The sequence below is a fragment of the Dyadobacter endophyticus genome (assembly GCF_014641595.1).
Taxonomy (GTDB): Bacteria; Bacteroidota; Bacteroidia; order Cytophagales; family Spirosomataceae; genus Dyadobacter; species Dyadobacter endophyticus.
On the sequence record NZ_BMIA01000001.1, the window covers coordinates 467,329 to 483,176 of the forward strand.

Below are 15,848 nucleotides of genomic sequence, written 5' to 3' on the forward strand. Positions count from 1 at the left end.
GTTTTATGCAAAAAACATCTGCGATTAATGGCTCATAGCCGAATCTGAATGCGTGCCGGGCAGATACAGTGCCGGCGACGCGCTGCTTTTCTAAACTTTAACCAATCATGAAAATTCTTTTACAATGAAATTGAACGCAACAGGTTCCAAACAATCCGTGCGCAGTTTGCTGGGCATCCAGACGCTGCTCATGCTGCTGTTCATGCAGTTCAGCTGGGCCAAAAACGGTGCCGCACAGGAAATGCTCAACCAGCGAATCTCGATCTCGGTCGAAAATGAGCGGATCGAGTCAGTCATTTCGAAACTAGAAAAATCGGCTAATGTCCGTTTTCTGTACAGCCGGGAAATTATTAAATCGCAGCGTAAGATCAGCTTTGAAGCGGAGAATAAACCGCTTTCGGCAGTGCTGGAAAGCATTCTGCAACCATTGGGACTGAAATATGAGGTGTCCGGAGATAAAATTGTTCTCAAAAGACAGCCGCATACTTCCGAAGCGCAGATCGGAGAAGCAACAGCCCCTGAGGCCACCCAGGCCAATGCAGATATCAACGTTTCGGGGACAGTGACGGACAATACCGGCACCGGCCTGCCCGGCGTGAGCATTCTCGTGAAGGGCACACAAACGGGTACCACTACGGATGCCGAGGGTAAATATAAACTCTCGGTTGCGGATGGTAGTTCGGTGATGATATTCAGTTTCGTGGGTTATGTATCACAAGAAATCGCAGTGGGTGGGAAGAGCACGATCGATGTGCAATTGCTATCCGATGACCGCGCGTTGGAAGAAGTGGTGGTGGTAGGTTATGGAACGCAGAAAAAGGCGAACCTAACCGGAGCAGTGTCGACAATAGACTCGAAGGTAATTGAGAACCGGCCATCGAGCAACCTCGCAACGGGTATGCAGGGTGTCACTCCCGGTTTGGTGGTTACGCGCCAAACAGGGCAGCCCGGTCGGGAAAACGTCAATATTCAGATCCGTGGTGCTACTTCGGCCAATGGTAATGTGAACCCGCTTGTGTTGCTGGATGGCGTCAGTGTGCCCATCAGCACGATGCAAACCATGAACCCTAACGACGTTGAGAGCATCAGCGTGCTCAAAGACGCTGCTGCGGCGGCGATTTACGGTGCGCAAGCTGCCGGCGGTGTAATTTTGATTACAACAAAAAAGGGAAAATCCGGTAAAGTTACATTCGATTATCTGGGACAACAAGGTATAGACTGGTCGCTGAACGTTCCCGATCGGATGTCGCTGATGGACGAAGCTTTGTTCTCGAACCTTGCGCGACTCAACTCGGGAAGCAGCCCGGAATATAGCGATGAAGAAATGCAACGTATACGTGACAGGGTACCTTACGCGATTAATCCCGCCGATACTTCGTCCTATTTGTATTACAACCAGGATCCGATTGCTAACCAAATTCTGCGCAAATACACCTCCATGAGCACGCACAACATTACCGCGCGGGGCGGGACTGAGAAGCTCAACTTTCTCATTTCAGGGGGGTACTACAACAAACAAGGCGTTTTTAAGGTGGGGCCAGACAATTATAACCGCTATAATGTGCGGATGAATCTTGGGTCGCAGCTCACAAAACACCTGACGCTCGACAGCCGCTTGGCCTACACCAATGACAAGGCAAGAACGGCTTCGGCAGAGGTGAATGGCGGTGGTTTGATTTACCAGGTCTACCGTTTCCGGACCAGAAACCCGTTTTTTACACCTGAGGGCCGCTATAACACGGCGAACAATACTTATGCGATCCTCGAATCGGGTGGCTATAATGAGAACCGCAGAAATTACTTCGACGGGGTATTTACACTGACAGCCGCCAACTTTGTCAAAGGCCTGCAAATCCGCGCCATTGCCGGAACGCAATACCGCCGCGGTGACCGGCAGCAGTTCAACCGCACCGTGCCGCTTTGGAGCAAATCCAAGGTTGCAAGTTATGTGAATCAAATCAACGGATACACAGTGACCAACGATGTAACCAAGAATACCAACTTGCAAGCATTAGTGAATTACGACTTTGCGGTAGGCAAAGACCATAACTTTGGCCTTTTTGCAGGTTACCAGTGGGAAGACTTCCGGACGGATACATTATCTACCGGTGCTACTAATCTGGTAAGCAACGATTTGCCTACGCTAAACCTGGGCGACGATAAAACCAAAAGCAACCGTCAGATTATCGCGACTTATGCGTTTCAGTCTGTTTTCGGAAGATTTAATTATAACTACAAAAACAAATACCTGCTGGAAGCGACGATCCGTCTGGACGAGAGCTCGAAGCTCGCGCCGGGCTTGAGAAGGAAAGTATTTCCGGCCGCATCGGTAGGATGGAATGTGCATCAGGAAGACTGGTTTGCGAGCCCCTTGCCGTTCTTCTCCGAATTTAAACTACGCGGCTCGTGGGGACGGTTAGGAGGAGCATTGGGCACAAACATCGGCTACTATGATTACCTGAGTCAGCTTAGCCGTGGCAATAACCTGGTGCTGGGCGATTCGCGGACTTCCTATATTTCGCAGGGCTCGATACCCTCTGCTGCCCTTTCCTGGGAAACGATTGAAACGACCAATGGCGGTATAGATATCGGTTTGCTGCAAAACCGGCTGCAATTCAGCGGGGATTATTATGTGAAATACAACCGGAATATGCTTACGCCGCAGCAACTGCCTGGTGTGATCGGGGTAGGAACGCCCAGAAAGAATAATGGGGAATTGAAATCGTGGGGTTGGGAAACCGAGCTCCGTTTCAGGGATAAAATTGGCAAGGATTTCAATTACTCAGTGGCGATCAATTTCTCGGATAACAACAACAAGCTGATTAACTTCTCGGGCAGGACCGTGGTGTCGGCCGGTACCAATGGTTTGATCGAGGGTTATGCCTTGAATACCGTTTGGGGCTACCAGACTAATGGTTATTTTAACAATGCCGATGAGGTGAAACAGTGGGCATTCCAGGACAACCGTGCCGGGGCTGGTGATGTCAAATATGTTGACCTCAACGGTGACAAGCGCCTTTCGGTAGGTAAGGGAACTGTGGCCGACCATGGCGACCTTGTTTTGCTTGGTACCACTGCGCCGCGTTACCTGTTCGGGGTGAATTTGGGGGCAAGCTGGAAAGGGTTTGACTTTACGGCATTCTTCCAGGGAGTGGGCAAACGCAGCTACCGCTCCACGCCCGAGTCTATCGCGCCGCTGCTTGTTACCTGGAAACAAGCCATGGGCATTCACAGCGATTACTGGACACCCGAAAACACGGATGCGTTGTTCCCCAGACCTTACACCGGCGCGACGCACAACTATGTCGCTTCGGATAAATGGACGCTGGATGCGAGCTACATACGCCTGAAAAACATCCAGTTTGGCTATACCGTGCCATCGCGCATTACCGAGCGCATTAAAGTGTCGCGCGCAAGGATCTTCTTCTCCGGACAGGATATTTTGACGTTCTCCGGACTGGGCAAATTCCAGGGCTATTTTGATCCTGAAACGCGCGACGGCGTGGAGAACGACTATCCGTTCTTCGCGACGGCTTCGGTGGGTATTAATGTCTCGTTCTAAAATTCTGACTGATCATGGTTTCTAAGAAAATACCAATGAAAAAAACAATGAAAAAAGCTCTGCTGGGCCTTTCGCTGCTGGTCGGCCTGGCCGCGTGTGATGTGAACAGGCTGCCCGAAACGAATATCAGCGACGACAGTTTCTGGACTTCCGAATCTGACATCAAAGCAGCCAATAATTACCTCTACACGTTCCTGCCGGGGTTTAATAATGACGATGTATGGTCTGACGATGCATTTGGGCTGGCCTCCAACACTGTGAGCGACGGGTCGAGACTCGCCCCAGCAACGGCGGGTGGAGACTACAACACCCCGTACAACCTAATCCGGGCGGCAAATAATGTTTTGGAAAAAGCGCCCCGTGCTGCCGTAACGCCTGCCGTGCTAGATCGTTATCTGGCCGAAGCACGTTTCTTTCGTGCATGGGGCTATTTTGGGCTTGTGCAGAAATATGGAAGCGTTCCGTTGATCCTGAAAACACTCGACGAAAATAGCCCTGAACTGCGCCAACCAGCCAGCCCGCGTGAAGCGATTGTAGATCAAATGTATGCCGATCTCGACTTTGCGATCGCCAATTTGCCTACGATTACCTCGCTTGGCAATCCCGATTACGGCCGCATTTCCAAAACCGCCGCGCAGGCATTCAAAGCGCGGGTAGCACTGTTTGAAGGCACCTTCGCGAAGTTCCACTCAAAACGCGACGCTACGAAGCATTTGACACTCGCGGTGGCTTCCAGCAAAGCCGTGATTGACAGCAAGGAGCATGCCTTGTACGGCAACTATTTCGATCTTTTCCAGCTCGCGGGCGAGGGCCGTCAGAACAAGGAAAACATCATCGTGCGGCAATATGGGGTGTCGACCACCGAGCGCGTTGCGACGCATACTTATTACCGGGGTTCGCTGGAAAACGGGAATGTGAACCCGACCAAGTCACTGGCCGACTCGTATCTGATGAGGGATGGCCTGCCCCTAACCAAATCGAAATTGTGGACTTTACCCGACTCGTCCCACAAGGTATTCCGCAACCGCGACACCCGCATGAGCGCCACATTTATGAAGCGTGGGGATGCGATGATGACTACCAAGCCGATCTTCGACATTGCCAATCTTGTATTCAACAAAACCGGCTACATGTTCCGCAAATTCGCCAATGTGGACGACTGGAATACACAGGCCTCGACCATTGACCGCCCGTTGCTTCGCTACGCCGAAGTGTTGCTGATTTTCGCCGAAGCGTCCTACGAGCTGAACAATGCGGTTACGGATGAGGAGCTGGATATGTCGGTCAATCTGCTGCGGGAGCGTGGCCAGATTGCAAAATTGACCAATGCATTTGCCAAAACCAATGGTCTCGATTTACGCGAAGAGATCCGTCGCGAGCGCCGCGTCGAGCTGGCCCAGGAAGGTTTCCGCTACTGGGATATTATTCGCTGGAAAATCGCCGAAACCGAATTGGTAAAGCCAGTTTTGGGTAATTTCTATTTTAAGAGTGAATTCGCCGCAGCTACCGTTAACCTTACGCCGGATAACATTATCCTCGTCCAGGCTGCCAGCTTCCGCAAATTCGATCCTTTAAAAGATTATCTGTGGCCGCTTCCGATTAACGAAATAGCATTGAACCCGGAGCTGGCTCAGAATCCGGGATGGTAGACTTCCTGGGCGCTGGCATTGGATTCACGTCCAGCAGCCAGCGCCTATTTTTATCCCTTTCTCACCCTGAATGACTTCTTAAAAGCATGGGTCATTGGAACTGACTGTGGTTGAAGGTCGTCAACGAGTTGCTCGTGGAGTGGCAGGAGATGATATCATTCATACAGTCGCTGGCAATTCTCGCAAAAATAGCTGCGCCGTTTCGTACGCCCGAGGTACTCCTTGTGGAACGGAATGTCGCATCGAGGGCAAATCTTCTTAGTATGCGCCAGCCAGTGTTTCTTTAATGTAAATTCCTTCTTCCATTCCAAAAAATCGAAGGCGTAGTTCCGGGTTTCCTTGACCATTTCCTTCAATTTGGCGTCGGGTATTTCTCCGAGCTTGCTGAGCGGGTGGAGCCTGATGCGGAAAAGGACTTCGTTTTTAATGATATTGCCGCTGCCCGCGAAAATATCCTGGTCCAAAAGGGCATCGCAGGCCAGCATTTTAGGCTTTTCCTTCAATTTCCTGAATGCAGATGAAGGCTTCCAGGTCTTGGACATAATGTCCGAGGACCAGTCGTAGATTTCATCGGCCGGTTGATCGATCAGTTTCACGGCCGATGCGTAAAAGTTCAGCACGTTCTTGTCGAAAATAAGGCTCAGCCGCGGCGGAGTACTCTTTCGTTCGTCGATGAGGTATGAGCCGAAGAGCATAAAATGGATCCGGACGGTAAAATCCTCGAAGCAGATCAGGAAATGTTTTCCCCACGACCTAAAATCGGTCACTTTCTGGCCAATCAGTTGATCTTTATCAATCTTTGAATTACCCTCTGCGTACCGTACAGCCTTCCCTTTCAGCCCCAGGTCTTCAACAGCTTCTCTTAAAATAACAATGGACGGTCCTTCGGGCATAGTGCGTATCGTTTTTATGGCGCTATGCTAAAAATGTGCCAAAGGGAAGGGGAGGAAGGGGCTCTCCTCCCTCCCCTTCTTTATCTGGCATCATTCTTTTTATAATTGACAAACATCAACTACCATCAACCATGCGCGATTTCATTACAACGTAAACCTAACCTATCCACTACTGACACCGTATTTATGGGACTATTTTTCAAAAGCCGCAAGCACGAATCTGCACCGGAACTTCCCGAATGGCTCACGGCAAGGGACGGTTTTCCTTTTTACATCAAGGCGCCGATGGTACTTATCGGCCTCCATTTGTTCTTTTATATCCTCAATACCCTACAGGAGATCATCGTCCCATTTGCGTTCGCCGGACTGATCGCCGTGCTGCTTAACCCGGTCTATAACCGTTTTCAGAAATGGAGGTTCAACAAGGTCGTAGCCATCGTGCTCACGATCTTTCTGGCGATACTGGTTGTGGCCGGTATTATGTTTTTCCTGTCGTCGCAGATCGTTCAGTTCGGTGATATGATGCCGCAGCTGGAAAAGAAAGCAGTGAAACTGCTTGGTAATCTACAAGTTTGGCTCTCGACCAGCTTTGGCATTTCTACCGAGAAGCAAATGAGTATGCTCGACGAGGCAGTCAACAACAGCCGGATGTATGTGGGCAAGACGGTCAATACACTTTTCGGTATTATCAGCTTTTTTGTATTGATACCGCTCTATGTATTCCTTCTTTTGTTTTACAAGCCGTTGATACTCAATTTTATTTTTGAGGTTTTTGATGAAAACAATTCCGAGCAGGTGGCAGAAATCTTACAAGAAACCAAGGGCGCGGTACAGAGCTACATTGTAGGGTTGATGATCGAAACGACGATCATCGCAACCCTTAACTCGGTCGCATTGCTCATTCTTGGAGTTGAGTATGCGCTGTTGCTGGGGGTGATCGGGGCGATCCTGAATCTGATCCCTTACATAGGAGGCATTATAGCGATCGCATTGCCCGTTCTTATTTCTTTCATCACAAAGGACGGATATACCACACCGTTACTGATCATCGGTGCGTACACAGTGATTCAGTTTCTAGACAATAATATCATAGTTCCACGGGTTGTGTCATCAAAGGTTTCAGTTAATGCATTGATATCCATATTGGTTGTGTTGCTGGGGGGGACGCTGTGGGGCGTAAGCGGGATGTTTTTGTCGATACCGTTCGTGGCGGTATTAAAGATCATTTTCGACCGTATCGACGAGTTGAAACCATGGGGCAAATTGCTGGGGGATACCATGCCGGACGACCCGCCGGCGAAGGTTGTAAACCCGCAAGAGGCGGAGGACAAGCAGCAGACATTGCTTTAAAACAAGCAGGCAGGCATTCGATCATGAATGCCTGCCTGCCTTGGTTTTAAAGTATTTCAAAAATCAAAAATCCAGCTTCTTGATCGTGCCGTCGCCGAGGCTGAGAACGTAGAAAGTACGGTCTCCCCAGCGTTTGATATCTGTCGGGCGGTCCAGCCCGCTGAATAGCACCGCGCCATCTTCGTTGAGAACCGAGCCGGTATTTGCCTTGAATCCAGGAGGATTGCCCGGGCCGCCGGGAGGCATTGTGAAGTCGGCATAATGCAGCAGAAGCGGTTTGTTGTTAACCGTCAAAGCCAGGTGCGTTAGCGTTGTAAAGCCCGATTTATAGGGGACCATCACACCGCTCATATTGACCTTGTAGATGTTTGCCACCCCCGGAGAGAACGGAAAGCCCGTAAGGCTGCTCAGTACGAAGTGGTTACCATCAAAAACGATTCCGGTTGGAACCGGATCCCTGTTGGGCGCCACGGGAGGAAAGGTGGTGAACAGGCTGAGCGTATGGGTATCTTTATCGCGCTTGATGACCGCGTTCGCGCCGGCATCCGCTATGTAAAGATGCCCGTCCGGCCCCTTGGTGAGGCTAAATGCGTTCGAGTTGTTGTCAAACGTGAGATTGAGTGTGGATACGAAGGCTCGGATATTCTCCTTAGGTATCGTATTCTTAGCAATGGCAGGGCTTCCCGAGCTAAAACCGGAGACGTCGATAATATAGAGGAAGCCTTCAACACCATGAAGCAAGTATATTGTGCCGTTTTCATAGTACAAATGGCTGATTCCTTCGACATTACCCTGGTTAATGATTGATTGGAAACCAGTTACGACCGTTGTCTTGACTCCCTGTGGTGTGATCATCACCAATGAGCCGTCGTTCTGTCCGGTACCGCCTTCGGTAACCCAGAACTGTCCTTTTTCATCGATAACCATTCCGATAGGTGCACGCAGGCCACTGGTAAAATTGCTGACGCTAAATTGGGTGGGTTCCGGAACCGGCTCACCGTGGTCGGTACAAGCTTCGATGGCGATCAGGGCTGCCATCAATGCAATTAAAGAGAGGAAATGCTTTTTCATCGCAGTTGAGTTTAGAGTGAATAGTGTAGAAAGGCAATTGTAGAAGTTGTGAGCAAAAGTAGGGGTTTGAGCTTCTCTACTACTGTGTAAATGCGTCATTATCAGGCGAATTTACTAACCGGTAAAGTTTGTGCCCGGATGCTTTTATATGTCACCAAAAATGGATTGTTTGCAAGACAAAATCCACCACCAAACCGCTCATGAACCAGGACATCCGCCAGCCGTTACCGGCCGCTTACCTTTCCATCGACGAGGCTACCAATGCCTCAGGTTTCACGATGGCTTCCGACATTCACACCTGTTCGTTACTCAAAACCCTCGCAGCCTCCAAGCCCGGAGGCAAGTTCCTCGAACTCGGCACGGGAACCGGTCTTTCCACAGCCTGGATCCTCGATGGTATGGACGCGCGATCCACGCTGGTCTCAATCGATAACGACGCCAGCTTTCTCGAAATCGCAGAAAACCACCTTGGTGGCGACCCGCGTCTCACCCTCGTTCATACCGATGGCGAAGCATGGGTGAATGCACATTTGAGAGAGAAATACGATTACATCTTCGCCGACACCTGGCATGGCAAATACCTCTTGCTGGATGAGGTCCTGGACATGCTCAATCCCGGTGCATTTTATATCATCGACGACATGCTTCCTCAGTCCAACTGGCCCGAAGGTCACGATCAGAAAGCATTGAAGCTCGTCGAATACCTCGACAGCCGTCAGGACCTGGCCATTACCAAGCAAGTATGGGCGACAGGCATTATCCTGGCGGTGAAGCTGTAAGCAATGCCGTTCTTTCCAATCATTTCCTGAAATCGCCCTCTGGCACAACCGGAGGGCGATTTGTAATTTTTTATGGTTTATGTAGGAGTAAATTAAGGGTTTTGTGGGCTTGACTTTGATAATTGTAAGATGATCTTGTAATGATCAAAGATTTAGTGCTAACCCTTAATTACTAGTTTATGTGTCAAAATCATGGAGTAGCTTACATCCGTCCCGGCGAGGTCGAGGTGCAGGAAATCGAGTACCCGAAGCTTGCTATCGGCAACCGGAAATGCGAGCATGGTGTTATTTTGAAAATCGTTTCTACCAACATTTGTGGTAGCGATCAGCACATGGTCCGCGGGCGTACGACCGCACCGGCCGGACTGGTGCTCGGGCACGAGATCACCGGGATAGTTATCGAAGCCGGCCGCGACGTCGAATTCATCAAAGTCGGCGACCTGGTATCCGTTCCTTTCAACATAGCCTGCGGTCGCTGCCGCAATTGCAAGGAAGGGAAAACCGGCATCTGCCTGAATGTGAACCCCGCGCGCCCGGGCGCTGCATACGGGTATGTGGACATGGGTGGCTGGGTAGGTGGGCAAGCCGAGTACGTAATGGTGCCCTACGCCGATTTTAACCTCCTGAAATTTCCCGACAAAGATCAGGGTATGGCATACATCAAAGACCTCACCCTGCTTTCCGATATCTTCCCGACCGGCTACCATGGCGCGGTCACTGCCGGGGTAGGGCCGGGCTCGATCGTGTATGTCGCAGGCGCGGGCCCGGTTGGTCTTGCGTGCGCGGCCTCATGCCATTTGCTCGGGGCCGCCGTGGTGATCGTCGGAGACATGATTCCCGAACGTCTCGCCCAGGCGGCCAGCTTCGGTTGCGAAGTCATTGACCTCACCAAGGACACGCCATTGGAACAAGCGATCGCTGAAATCATCGGTGTCCCTGAGGTAGATTGCTTCGTCGATTGCGTTGGGTTCGAAGCCCGCGGTCACGGTGCGCATGCCGTTGAAGAACGCCCTGCCACAGTTCTGAACACCGCCATGGCCGTCACCCGCGCCGGCGGCGCGATCGGAATTCCGGGCCTCTACGTCACCGGCGACCCGGGAGCCAAAGACAAAGCAGCCCAGGAAGGCAGCCTCAGCATCCGCATTGGCCTCGGCTGGGCCAAGTCGCACTCGTTTTACACAGGACAATGCCCGGTGATGAAGTACCACCGCAACCTGATGAACGCCATTCTTTACGATAAAATCAAAATTGCGAAGGCTGTGAATGTGGAAGTGATTACCCTACAAGACGCGCCGCGAGGCTATGCGGATTTTGATAAGGGTGCAGCGAAGAAGTTCGTGATTGATCCGCATGGGATGATTGTTTGATCTTTGTGCAAAAACAGAAAGCGGCTCCTGTCCTCAAAATTCAGGAGCCGCTGCTATTTCTCAAACCCACTGAAATGGGTCTCCCGACGCCACATGCGTCACCTTAATCCCTGAAATCTTCGGTTGCAACCACTCCACAAAATACTCCATCCCAGGTTCCTCGCTTACGGCGTGCCCGAGTACGATCAATGCCATTTTAGAACCCAGTAGGCGACCGTCCCGGGCATATTCTACACCTTCCCATTCGGGCGTCTCACCCACGATAAGCACATCCGGTTTTTCGGCCTCGGCGATGGATACTTGCCGCTGGCCGCCTGCCGCGCCGGGCATGATGGCGAGCTTGGAACACGGCTGGCTGAGGTCGCCGACGACGCGGAGTTTCTGGATGCCTAATTTGGTTTTGAGGTGCTTCACGAGGTCGCCTAATGTGGTGGCGGGGATGGTGAGCGCAGGAGATTCGTTTTTATAATACTGCGTCCAGCCGGCTTTTTTTACTACACCGTAGCGGATTGCGTCCGGTTTAAGGGAATGGCAGTAATCGTGGAAGCGCCAGACGGCGATTTTGTGCTTTTCGAGTAAGGCCTGCTTCTTTTTAACGATTTCGTTGCCTTTTACCCATTCCGGATCGTCCCGGTGATTATAGAAGGTCGGTTCGTGGGCGATGATGAAATTGGCTTTTAGTTTCGCTGCCTGTTCAATGACGCTCGCAGTGGCGAACATGGTGGTGACAATGCCGGTAACGGCCTGGTCGGGACTGCCGGATTTGATGGTATCGACAGTGTCGGGGATCGGTTTCAGGTTGCCTTCTTTGAGGATCAGGTCGATGATCTGCTGGACGGTATACGCCTTCGGTGCCTGCGCAAAGAGTGTTTCGGGCGTAAGGAATGTGAATGCGGTGGCGGATAATGCGGCCTGGCCAAGGAAGCGGCGGCGGGTTGGAGCGGGTGTTGTCATGAGTAGTCAGGAGTTGTCAGGAATAGTTTATCGAGAGTTATTTCAAGATTTCTCCCAATATAAAACAATTAATAAACACATCTGACTACCCATGTCCACACCTGACCATTCCTGACAATACCTGACCACACCTAACCCAATATCACTCGCTCCTGAGCGACTTTACCGGGTTCACCAATGCGGCGCGAATGCTCTGGAAGCTGATTGTCGCCAGGGCGACCAACGCTGAAAGCAATGCGGCTGCGAGAAAGATCCAGAGATGGATAGGCGTTTTATAGGCAAAGCTTTCCAACCAGCGGTGCATGACAAACCACGCCAGCGGTGCAGCGATCACGAATGCAAGGCCAACCAGTTGAAGGAAATCTTTAGACAACAAGCCAACGATGCTCGCCACAGAAGCGCCCAGGACTTTCCTGACGCCAATCTCTTTGGTGCGCTGAACGGTGGCATAGGAGGCAAGTCCAAGCAGGCCCATGCAGGAAATAAAGATCGCCAGGGCGGCAAAGTTCAGGAAAAGTGCTTCGAAGCGCTCGTCGGCGCGGTATTGGCGGTCGTAGAACTCGTCGAGGAAGTAGTAGCTGAACGGTCTGTCGGGGTATTGGGTTTTCCATTGCGTTTCAATGGCTTCCAACGTTGCTTTCACATTGTGGCCATCCAGTTTGACTGATAACAGATCGCTGTTCCACGGATCGAGCATGCGGAAGGTGAGTGGTTTTACATTTTCCTTTAATGATTTGAAATTAAAGTCTTTAACTACCCCGACGATCGTGCCCTCACGGTCCCACTGACTGAATTTTTTGCCGATTGCCTCGCGCGGAGAATGGTAGCCGAGCAGTTTCACAGTCGCCTCGTTGACGACCAGCGCTTTGGTGCTGTCGGAAGTGAATTCGCTCGAAAATGGCCTGCCTGCTACTACCTTCAGGCCATATTGGGGAATAAAGTCAAAGTCAACGCGGTAAACATCCAGGGTTGCTATTTGCATCTCGCCCCGGGCGTTTTCGAGCTTCGAATGCGCCTGCGAGTTTGGCCCGCCAGGAACCGCAGAAGAGCCGGCCACGGATTTGACGCCGTTCACATTTTGCAGCATGGTTTTCAACGCATTGCGGCTATTTCCCGTGCCCGGCTTGATGACCACCGTCTGGTCTTTGGCAAAACCCAGCGCGTGGCTGCGCATGAAGTCCAGCTGGGAGTAGACGATCATCGTGCCGATGATCAAGGCGATTGAAATGGCAAACTGTATGGTAACCAATCCTTTTCGCAGCATAGCGCCGTTGCCGGTCATCGCTAATTTACCTTTCAAAACTTTGACAGGTTCGAATGATGAGAGCACCAGTGCGGGATAGATGCCCGAAGCCAGCCCGATAAATATGGATGCCAGGAATAAAATGCCGACAGAAAGTGGCTCCTGACCCAGCCCGCGACTGATCGTTTTGCCGGAAAGCTCATTAAACAGCGGGAGTAATGCCGCAGAAAGTATCACAGAAAGCAGAAAGCCCAGAAACGACATTAGCAGCGATTCAGCGATAAACTGCCGCGCGAGCAGCCACCTTCCAGCACCAACCGCCTTGCGCACGCCCACTTCCCGGGCACGTTCCAGCGACCGTGCCGTGGTCAGGTTAATGAAGTTGATACAGGCAATGAGCAAAATGAATATGGCGACGATCGTGAAAATGTAAATGTTCTCTATGCTGCCCGACTGTTCGGCCTCCCGTTTGGAATACAGGTAAATATCCCGAAGCGGTTCCAGCAGCAGGGTCATAGAGATGTTTTCCTGCTGCAACAGTCGGCCCATGTGGTTGTGCAGGAATGCCGGAAATTTTCGTGAAAGTGCGGCAGGGTCGGTTCCAGGTTGTAAAAGCAGGTATGTAGTGGTCCCGAAATTACCCCACTCGTCATTCACTGCCGTGTTGTAATGGCGCGTGTGGGTGGTCATGGAAAGGAACACGTCACCCCTCAATTGTGAGTTCACAGGAGGGTCTTGCATGATACCGGTGACCTGGGCAGCATCCCCATTGTCGCCCACAAGGAGCGTCTGCCCCATGGCTGGATGCGCTCCGAAGTATTTTTTTGCGGCACTTTCGGTCAATACTACGCTGAACGGTGCTTTCAACGCGGTTTTGGGATTGCCTTGAAGCAGTTTCAGGTCAAATACCTGAAAAATCGACGAATCGGCGAGCACCGTGTTCTCCTCGTTGAATTTGACATCACCTTTCCGGAAAAGGTAGTTCTCTTTACTAACCCTGGTAAATGCTTCTATTTCAGGAAAGTCATTTTGCAGGGCAGGACCAAATGGCCATGACGTGATGCTGTATTGCAAAGTGCCCGCAGAGGATTGGATGTCCGAAGAAAGCCGGTAAATACGGTCGGCCTTTTTGTTGAATGCATCATAAGTCAGCTCAAAATGTACATATAATGCGATGAGAAAGCAGGCGGTCATGCCCGCTGATAGCCCCAGTACATTAATAAAGGAGAACAACTTGTGCTTGACCAGGTTTCGGAAAGCGATTTTGAAAAAATTGCGGATCATGGCTGATTGAATGAATGCGGGTTGCGGATATTTTTCTGGTTTTTCCTTCAAGGTGAACGGGCGTATCAGCGAGATCACATCCCGCACGTAACGCCTGCGCGCCTCACGCGGCCCGTGTGTGCGGACACGCTGTGCGAAGAGTTCCAGCAGGTCGCCTTCCAGATCGTTTACCAGGTGCGAAGCGCAGAACCAGTGCAGGAGCCGGGTGGCCCATCGGGGCGGTTGAATAGGGGTGTTCATAGCTCAGGCGGGTTTAGGGATGGCGCTCCACATGCGATTGCGGATCTCGCGGATATTGTCCAGAGCCTTGGTACCGGCCATCGTGACGGTGAAGAACCGCTTGCTTCTGCCGCCACGCTCGGCGGTGGCTCCGCCCAGCCGTGACGACAGCAGGCCTTTCTCTTCCAACCGGTGCAATGCGGCGTGTACCGCGCCCAGATTTACCGACCGCCCCATTTGCTGCTCGATCTCATTGGTAATCGAAGCTCCGTAAGCATCGCTGGCCAGTATGGCGGTGGCGAGTAACACTACTTCTTCAAACTCTCCCAGATAGGTTCCTTTCATAGGGGTTTTATTATTTCTATAAATGTATAACAAATGGCGTGCCTATGACGGAAAATGCTCTCTGTTCGCTCCTAATACACTTTTTTTAAAAACACCATGTTCGAAACCGGACATCCCGTGCAAATGCCGGACAATGCGTGCGGCCATTTGTGCCGAAAGCCTTTTCTTTGCCTCAGCATATTCACCCAACTGTTAATTCATGGTTTTCGACTTCCGTTTGCAGGTTTTCCAGGCCGTAGCCCGCCGCCTGAGCTTTACCAAAGCCGCATCCGAGCTTTTTATCACCCAGCCGGCCGTCACCAAACATATTCATGAACTGGAAAATCAGTTGAAAACCAAGTTGTTTGAGCGGAGTGGTTCCAAGATCAGCCTGACAGCCGCGGGTGAAATCCTGCTGCATCACGCCGAGCAGATTTTTGATATTTACAGAAATCTTGAATTTGAAATAAACAGCCTTTCACAACGGACAAGCGGCAAATTAAGGCTGGGCGCGAGCACTACGGCCGCGCAGTACATTCTGCCACCCATCCTGGCGGCATTTCACCGCAAGTTTCATAATATCGAGGTCACGCTTACGACCAAGAATACCGAGGAAATCGAGCATGCATTGCAGCAAAAGGAGATCGACCTGGGTGTGATCGAGGGCTTTTCCAGGAATGCGGCTATTAAATATACCGAGTTTCTGAATGACGAGATCGTGCTGGTGGCCAATAGCAAAAACCCGCTGGCCGCGACAGGCGTGATCAATGCCGCCCAATTGCGCGAGATACCCTTGCTGCTCCGCGAGCCCGGTTCGGGCACGCTGGAAGTAATCGCGCACGCATTAAAATCGATCGGATTGGGGCTTGGCGATTTGAATGTCGAAATGCAGCTCAGCAGCAGTGAAAGTATGAAGTTGTACATTCTACATTCCGACAGCATGGCGTTCATTTCCGTCCATGCGGTTCTGAAAGAACTGCAGAGTAAGGAGTGCCGCATTGTGGATGTCGAAGGGCTCTCGATCGACCGCCACTTTCATTTCACGACGCTGCACGGCCAGCAGGAGGCTTTACCCGAGCTTTTCATGCGTTTTGCCCTCTATCAGCGCAAATAGGGCTTTTTTTTTAGAGTAGTTCTGACCTGCATCCTATTT

General features: G+C 51.3%; 11 protein-coding genes. 6 read left to right on the plus strand and 5 right to left on the minus strand.

What is annotated here, in order from left to right; all coding sequences use genetic code 11:
• The first annotated feature begins 124 nt into the window (after window positions 1–124).
• Complete coding sequence (locus tag IEY24_RS01945; protein WP_188928121.1) at window positions 125–3,562, plus strand: TonB-dependent receptor; 3,438 nt, start codon at window positions 125–127, stop codon at window positions 3,560–3,562.
• Between the two features lie 35 nt (window positions 3,563–3,597).
• On the plus strand, window positions 3,598–5,211 hold the full coding sequence (locus IEY24_RS01950) for a RagB/SusD family nutrient uptake outer membrane protein (RefSeq protein ID WP_188928123.1): 1,614 nt from the start codon (window positions 3,598–3,600) through the stop codon (window positions 5,209–5,211).
• A gap of 155 nt (window positions 5,212–5,366) precedes the next feature.
• On the opposite strand, the gene IEY24_RS01955 is transcribed toward IEY24_RS01950, so the two are convergent.
• On the minus strand, window positions 5,367–6,104 hold the full coding sequence (locus IEY24_RS01955; RefSeq protein ID WP_188928125.1) for a DNA-formamidopyrimidine glycosylase family protein: 738 nt from the start codon (window positions 6,102–6,104) through the stop codon (window positions 5,367–5,369).
• 186 nt (window positions 6,105–6,290) lie between these two features.
• Between IEY24_RS01955 and IEY24_RS01960 the strand changes: the two genes are divergently transcribed.
• The gene (locus tag IEY24_RS01960) at window positions 6,291–7,454 is read left to right on the plus strand and encodes an AI-2E family transporter (protein WP_188928127.1); all 1,164 of its coding nucleotides are present in this window, start codon (window positions 6,291–6,293) and stop codon (window positions 7,452–7,454) included.
• A 63-nt stretch (window positions 7,455–7,517) separates the two neighbouring features.
• On the opposite strand, the gene IEY24_RS01965 is transcribed toward IEY24_RS01960, so the two are convergent.
• Entirely contained in the window at window positions 7,518–8,525 is a 1,008-nt protein-coding gene (locus tag IEY24_RS01965) for a ScyD/ScyE family protein (protein ID WP_188928129.1), read from the minus strand.
• A gap of 200 nt (window positions 8,526–8,725) precedes the next feature.
• On the opposite strand from IEY24_RS01965, the gene IEY24_RS01970 reads away from it, so the two are divergent.
• Together IEY24_RS01970 and fdhA are read left to right on the plus strand one after the other, a co-directional pair.
• A complete protein-coding gene (locus tag IEY24_RS01970) occupies window positions 8,726–9,304 on the plus strand; it encodes an O-methyltransferase (RefSeq protein WP_188928131.1) in 579 nt (192 codons plus the stop codon).
• A gap of 179 nt (window positions 9,305–9,483) precedes the next feature.
• Window positions 9,484–10,671, plus strand: coding sequence for a formaldehyde dehydrogenase, glutathione-independent (fdhA, locus tag IEY24_RS01975; protein WP_188928133.1), 1,188 nt, complete (start codon window positions 9,484–9,486; stop codon window positions 10,669–10,671).
• Between the two features lie 60 nt (window positions 10,672–10,731).
• Here fdhA and IEY24_RS01980 read toward each other — a convergent pair whose 3' ends face one another.
• The 3 genes from IEY24_RS01980 to IEY24_RS01990 all read right to left on the minus strand — a co-directional run bounded on the left by IEY24_RS01980 (window position 10,732) and on the right by IEY24_RS01990 (window position 14,716).
• Window positions 10,732–11,625, minus strand: coding sequence for a Nif3-like dinuclear metal center hexameric protein (locus IEY24_RS01980; protein WP_188928135.1), 894 nt, complete (start codon window positions 11,623–11,625; stop codon window positions 10,732–10,734).
• 142 nt (window positions 11,626–11,767) lie between these two features.
• On the minus strand, window positions 11,768–14,392 hold the full coding sequence (locus tag IEY24_RS01985) for an ABC transporter permease (protein WP_229221219.1): 2,625 nt from the start codon (window positions 14,390–14,392) through the stop codon (window positions 11,768–11,770).
• A gap of 3 nt (window positions 14,393–14,395) precedes the next feature.
• The gene (locus tag IEY24_RS01990; protein WP_188928137.1) at window positions 14,396–14,716 is read right to left on the minus strand and encodes a PadR family transcriptional regulator; all 321 of its coding nucleotides are present in this window, start codon (window positions 14,714–14,716) and stop codon (window positions 14,396–14,398) included.
• Between the two features lie 199 nt (window positions 14,717–14,915).
• Between IEY24_RS01990 and IEY24_RS01995 the strand changes: the two genes are divergently transcribed.
• Window positions 14,916–15,809, plus strand: coding sequence for a LysR substrate-binding domain-containing protein (locus tag IEY24_RS01995; RefSeq protein WP_188928140.1), 894 nt, complete (start codon window positions 14,916–14,918; stop codon window positions 15,807–15,809).
• Window positions 15,810–15,848 lie beyond the last annotated feature (39 nt).

Coding starts and splice junctions, on each gene's coding strand:
- IEY24_RS01960 (WP_188928127.1), top strand. CDS start 6,291: ATGGGACTATTTTTCAAAAGCCGCAAGCACGAATCTGCACCGGAACTT.
- IEY24_RS01945 (WP_188928121.1), top strand. CDS start 125: ATGAAATTGAACGCAACAGGTTCCAAACAATCCGTGCGCAGTTTGCTG.
- IEY24_RS01985 (WP_229221219.1), bottom strand. CDS start 14,392: ATGAACACCCCTATTCAACCGCCCCGATGGGCCACCCGGCTCCTGCAC.
- IEY24_RS01995 (WP_188928140.1), top strand. CDS start 14,916: ATGGTTTTCGACTTCCGTTTGCAGGTTTTCCAGGCCGTAGCCCGCCGC.
- IEY24_RS01990 (WP_188928137.1), bottom strand. CDS start 14,716: ATGAAAGGAACCTATCTGGGAGAGTTTGAAGAAGTAGTGTTACTCGCC.
- IEY24_RS01965 (WP_188928129.1), bottom strand. CDS start 8,525: ATGAAAAAGCATTTCCTCTCTTTAATTGCATTGATGGCAGCCCTGATC.
- IEY24_RS01955 (WP_188928125.1), bottom strand. CDS start 6,104: ATGCCCGAAGGACCGTCCATTGTTATTTTAAGAGAAGCTGTTGAAGAC.
- fdhA (WP_188928133.1), top strand. CDS start 9,484: ATGTGTCAAAATCATGGAGTAGCTTACATCCGTCCCGGCGAGGTCGAG.
- IEY24_RS01950 (WP_188928123.1), top strand. CDS start 3,598: ATGAAAAAAACAATGAAAAAAGCTCTGCTGGGCCTTTCGCTGCTGGTC.
- IEY24_RS01980 (WP_188928135.1), bottom strand. CDS start 11,625: ATGACAACACCCGCTCCAACCCGCCGCCGCTTCCTTGGCCAGGCCGCA.
- IEY24_RS01970 (WP_188928131.1), top strand. CDS start 8,726: ATGAACCAGGACATCCGCCAGCCGTTACCGGCCGCTTACCTTTCCATC.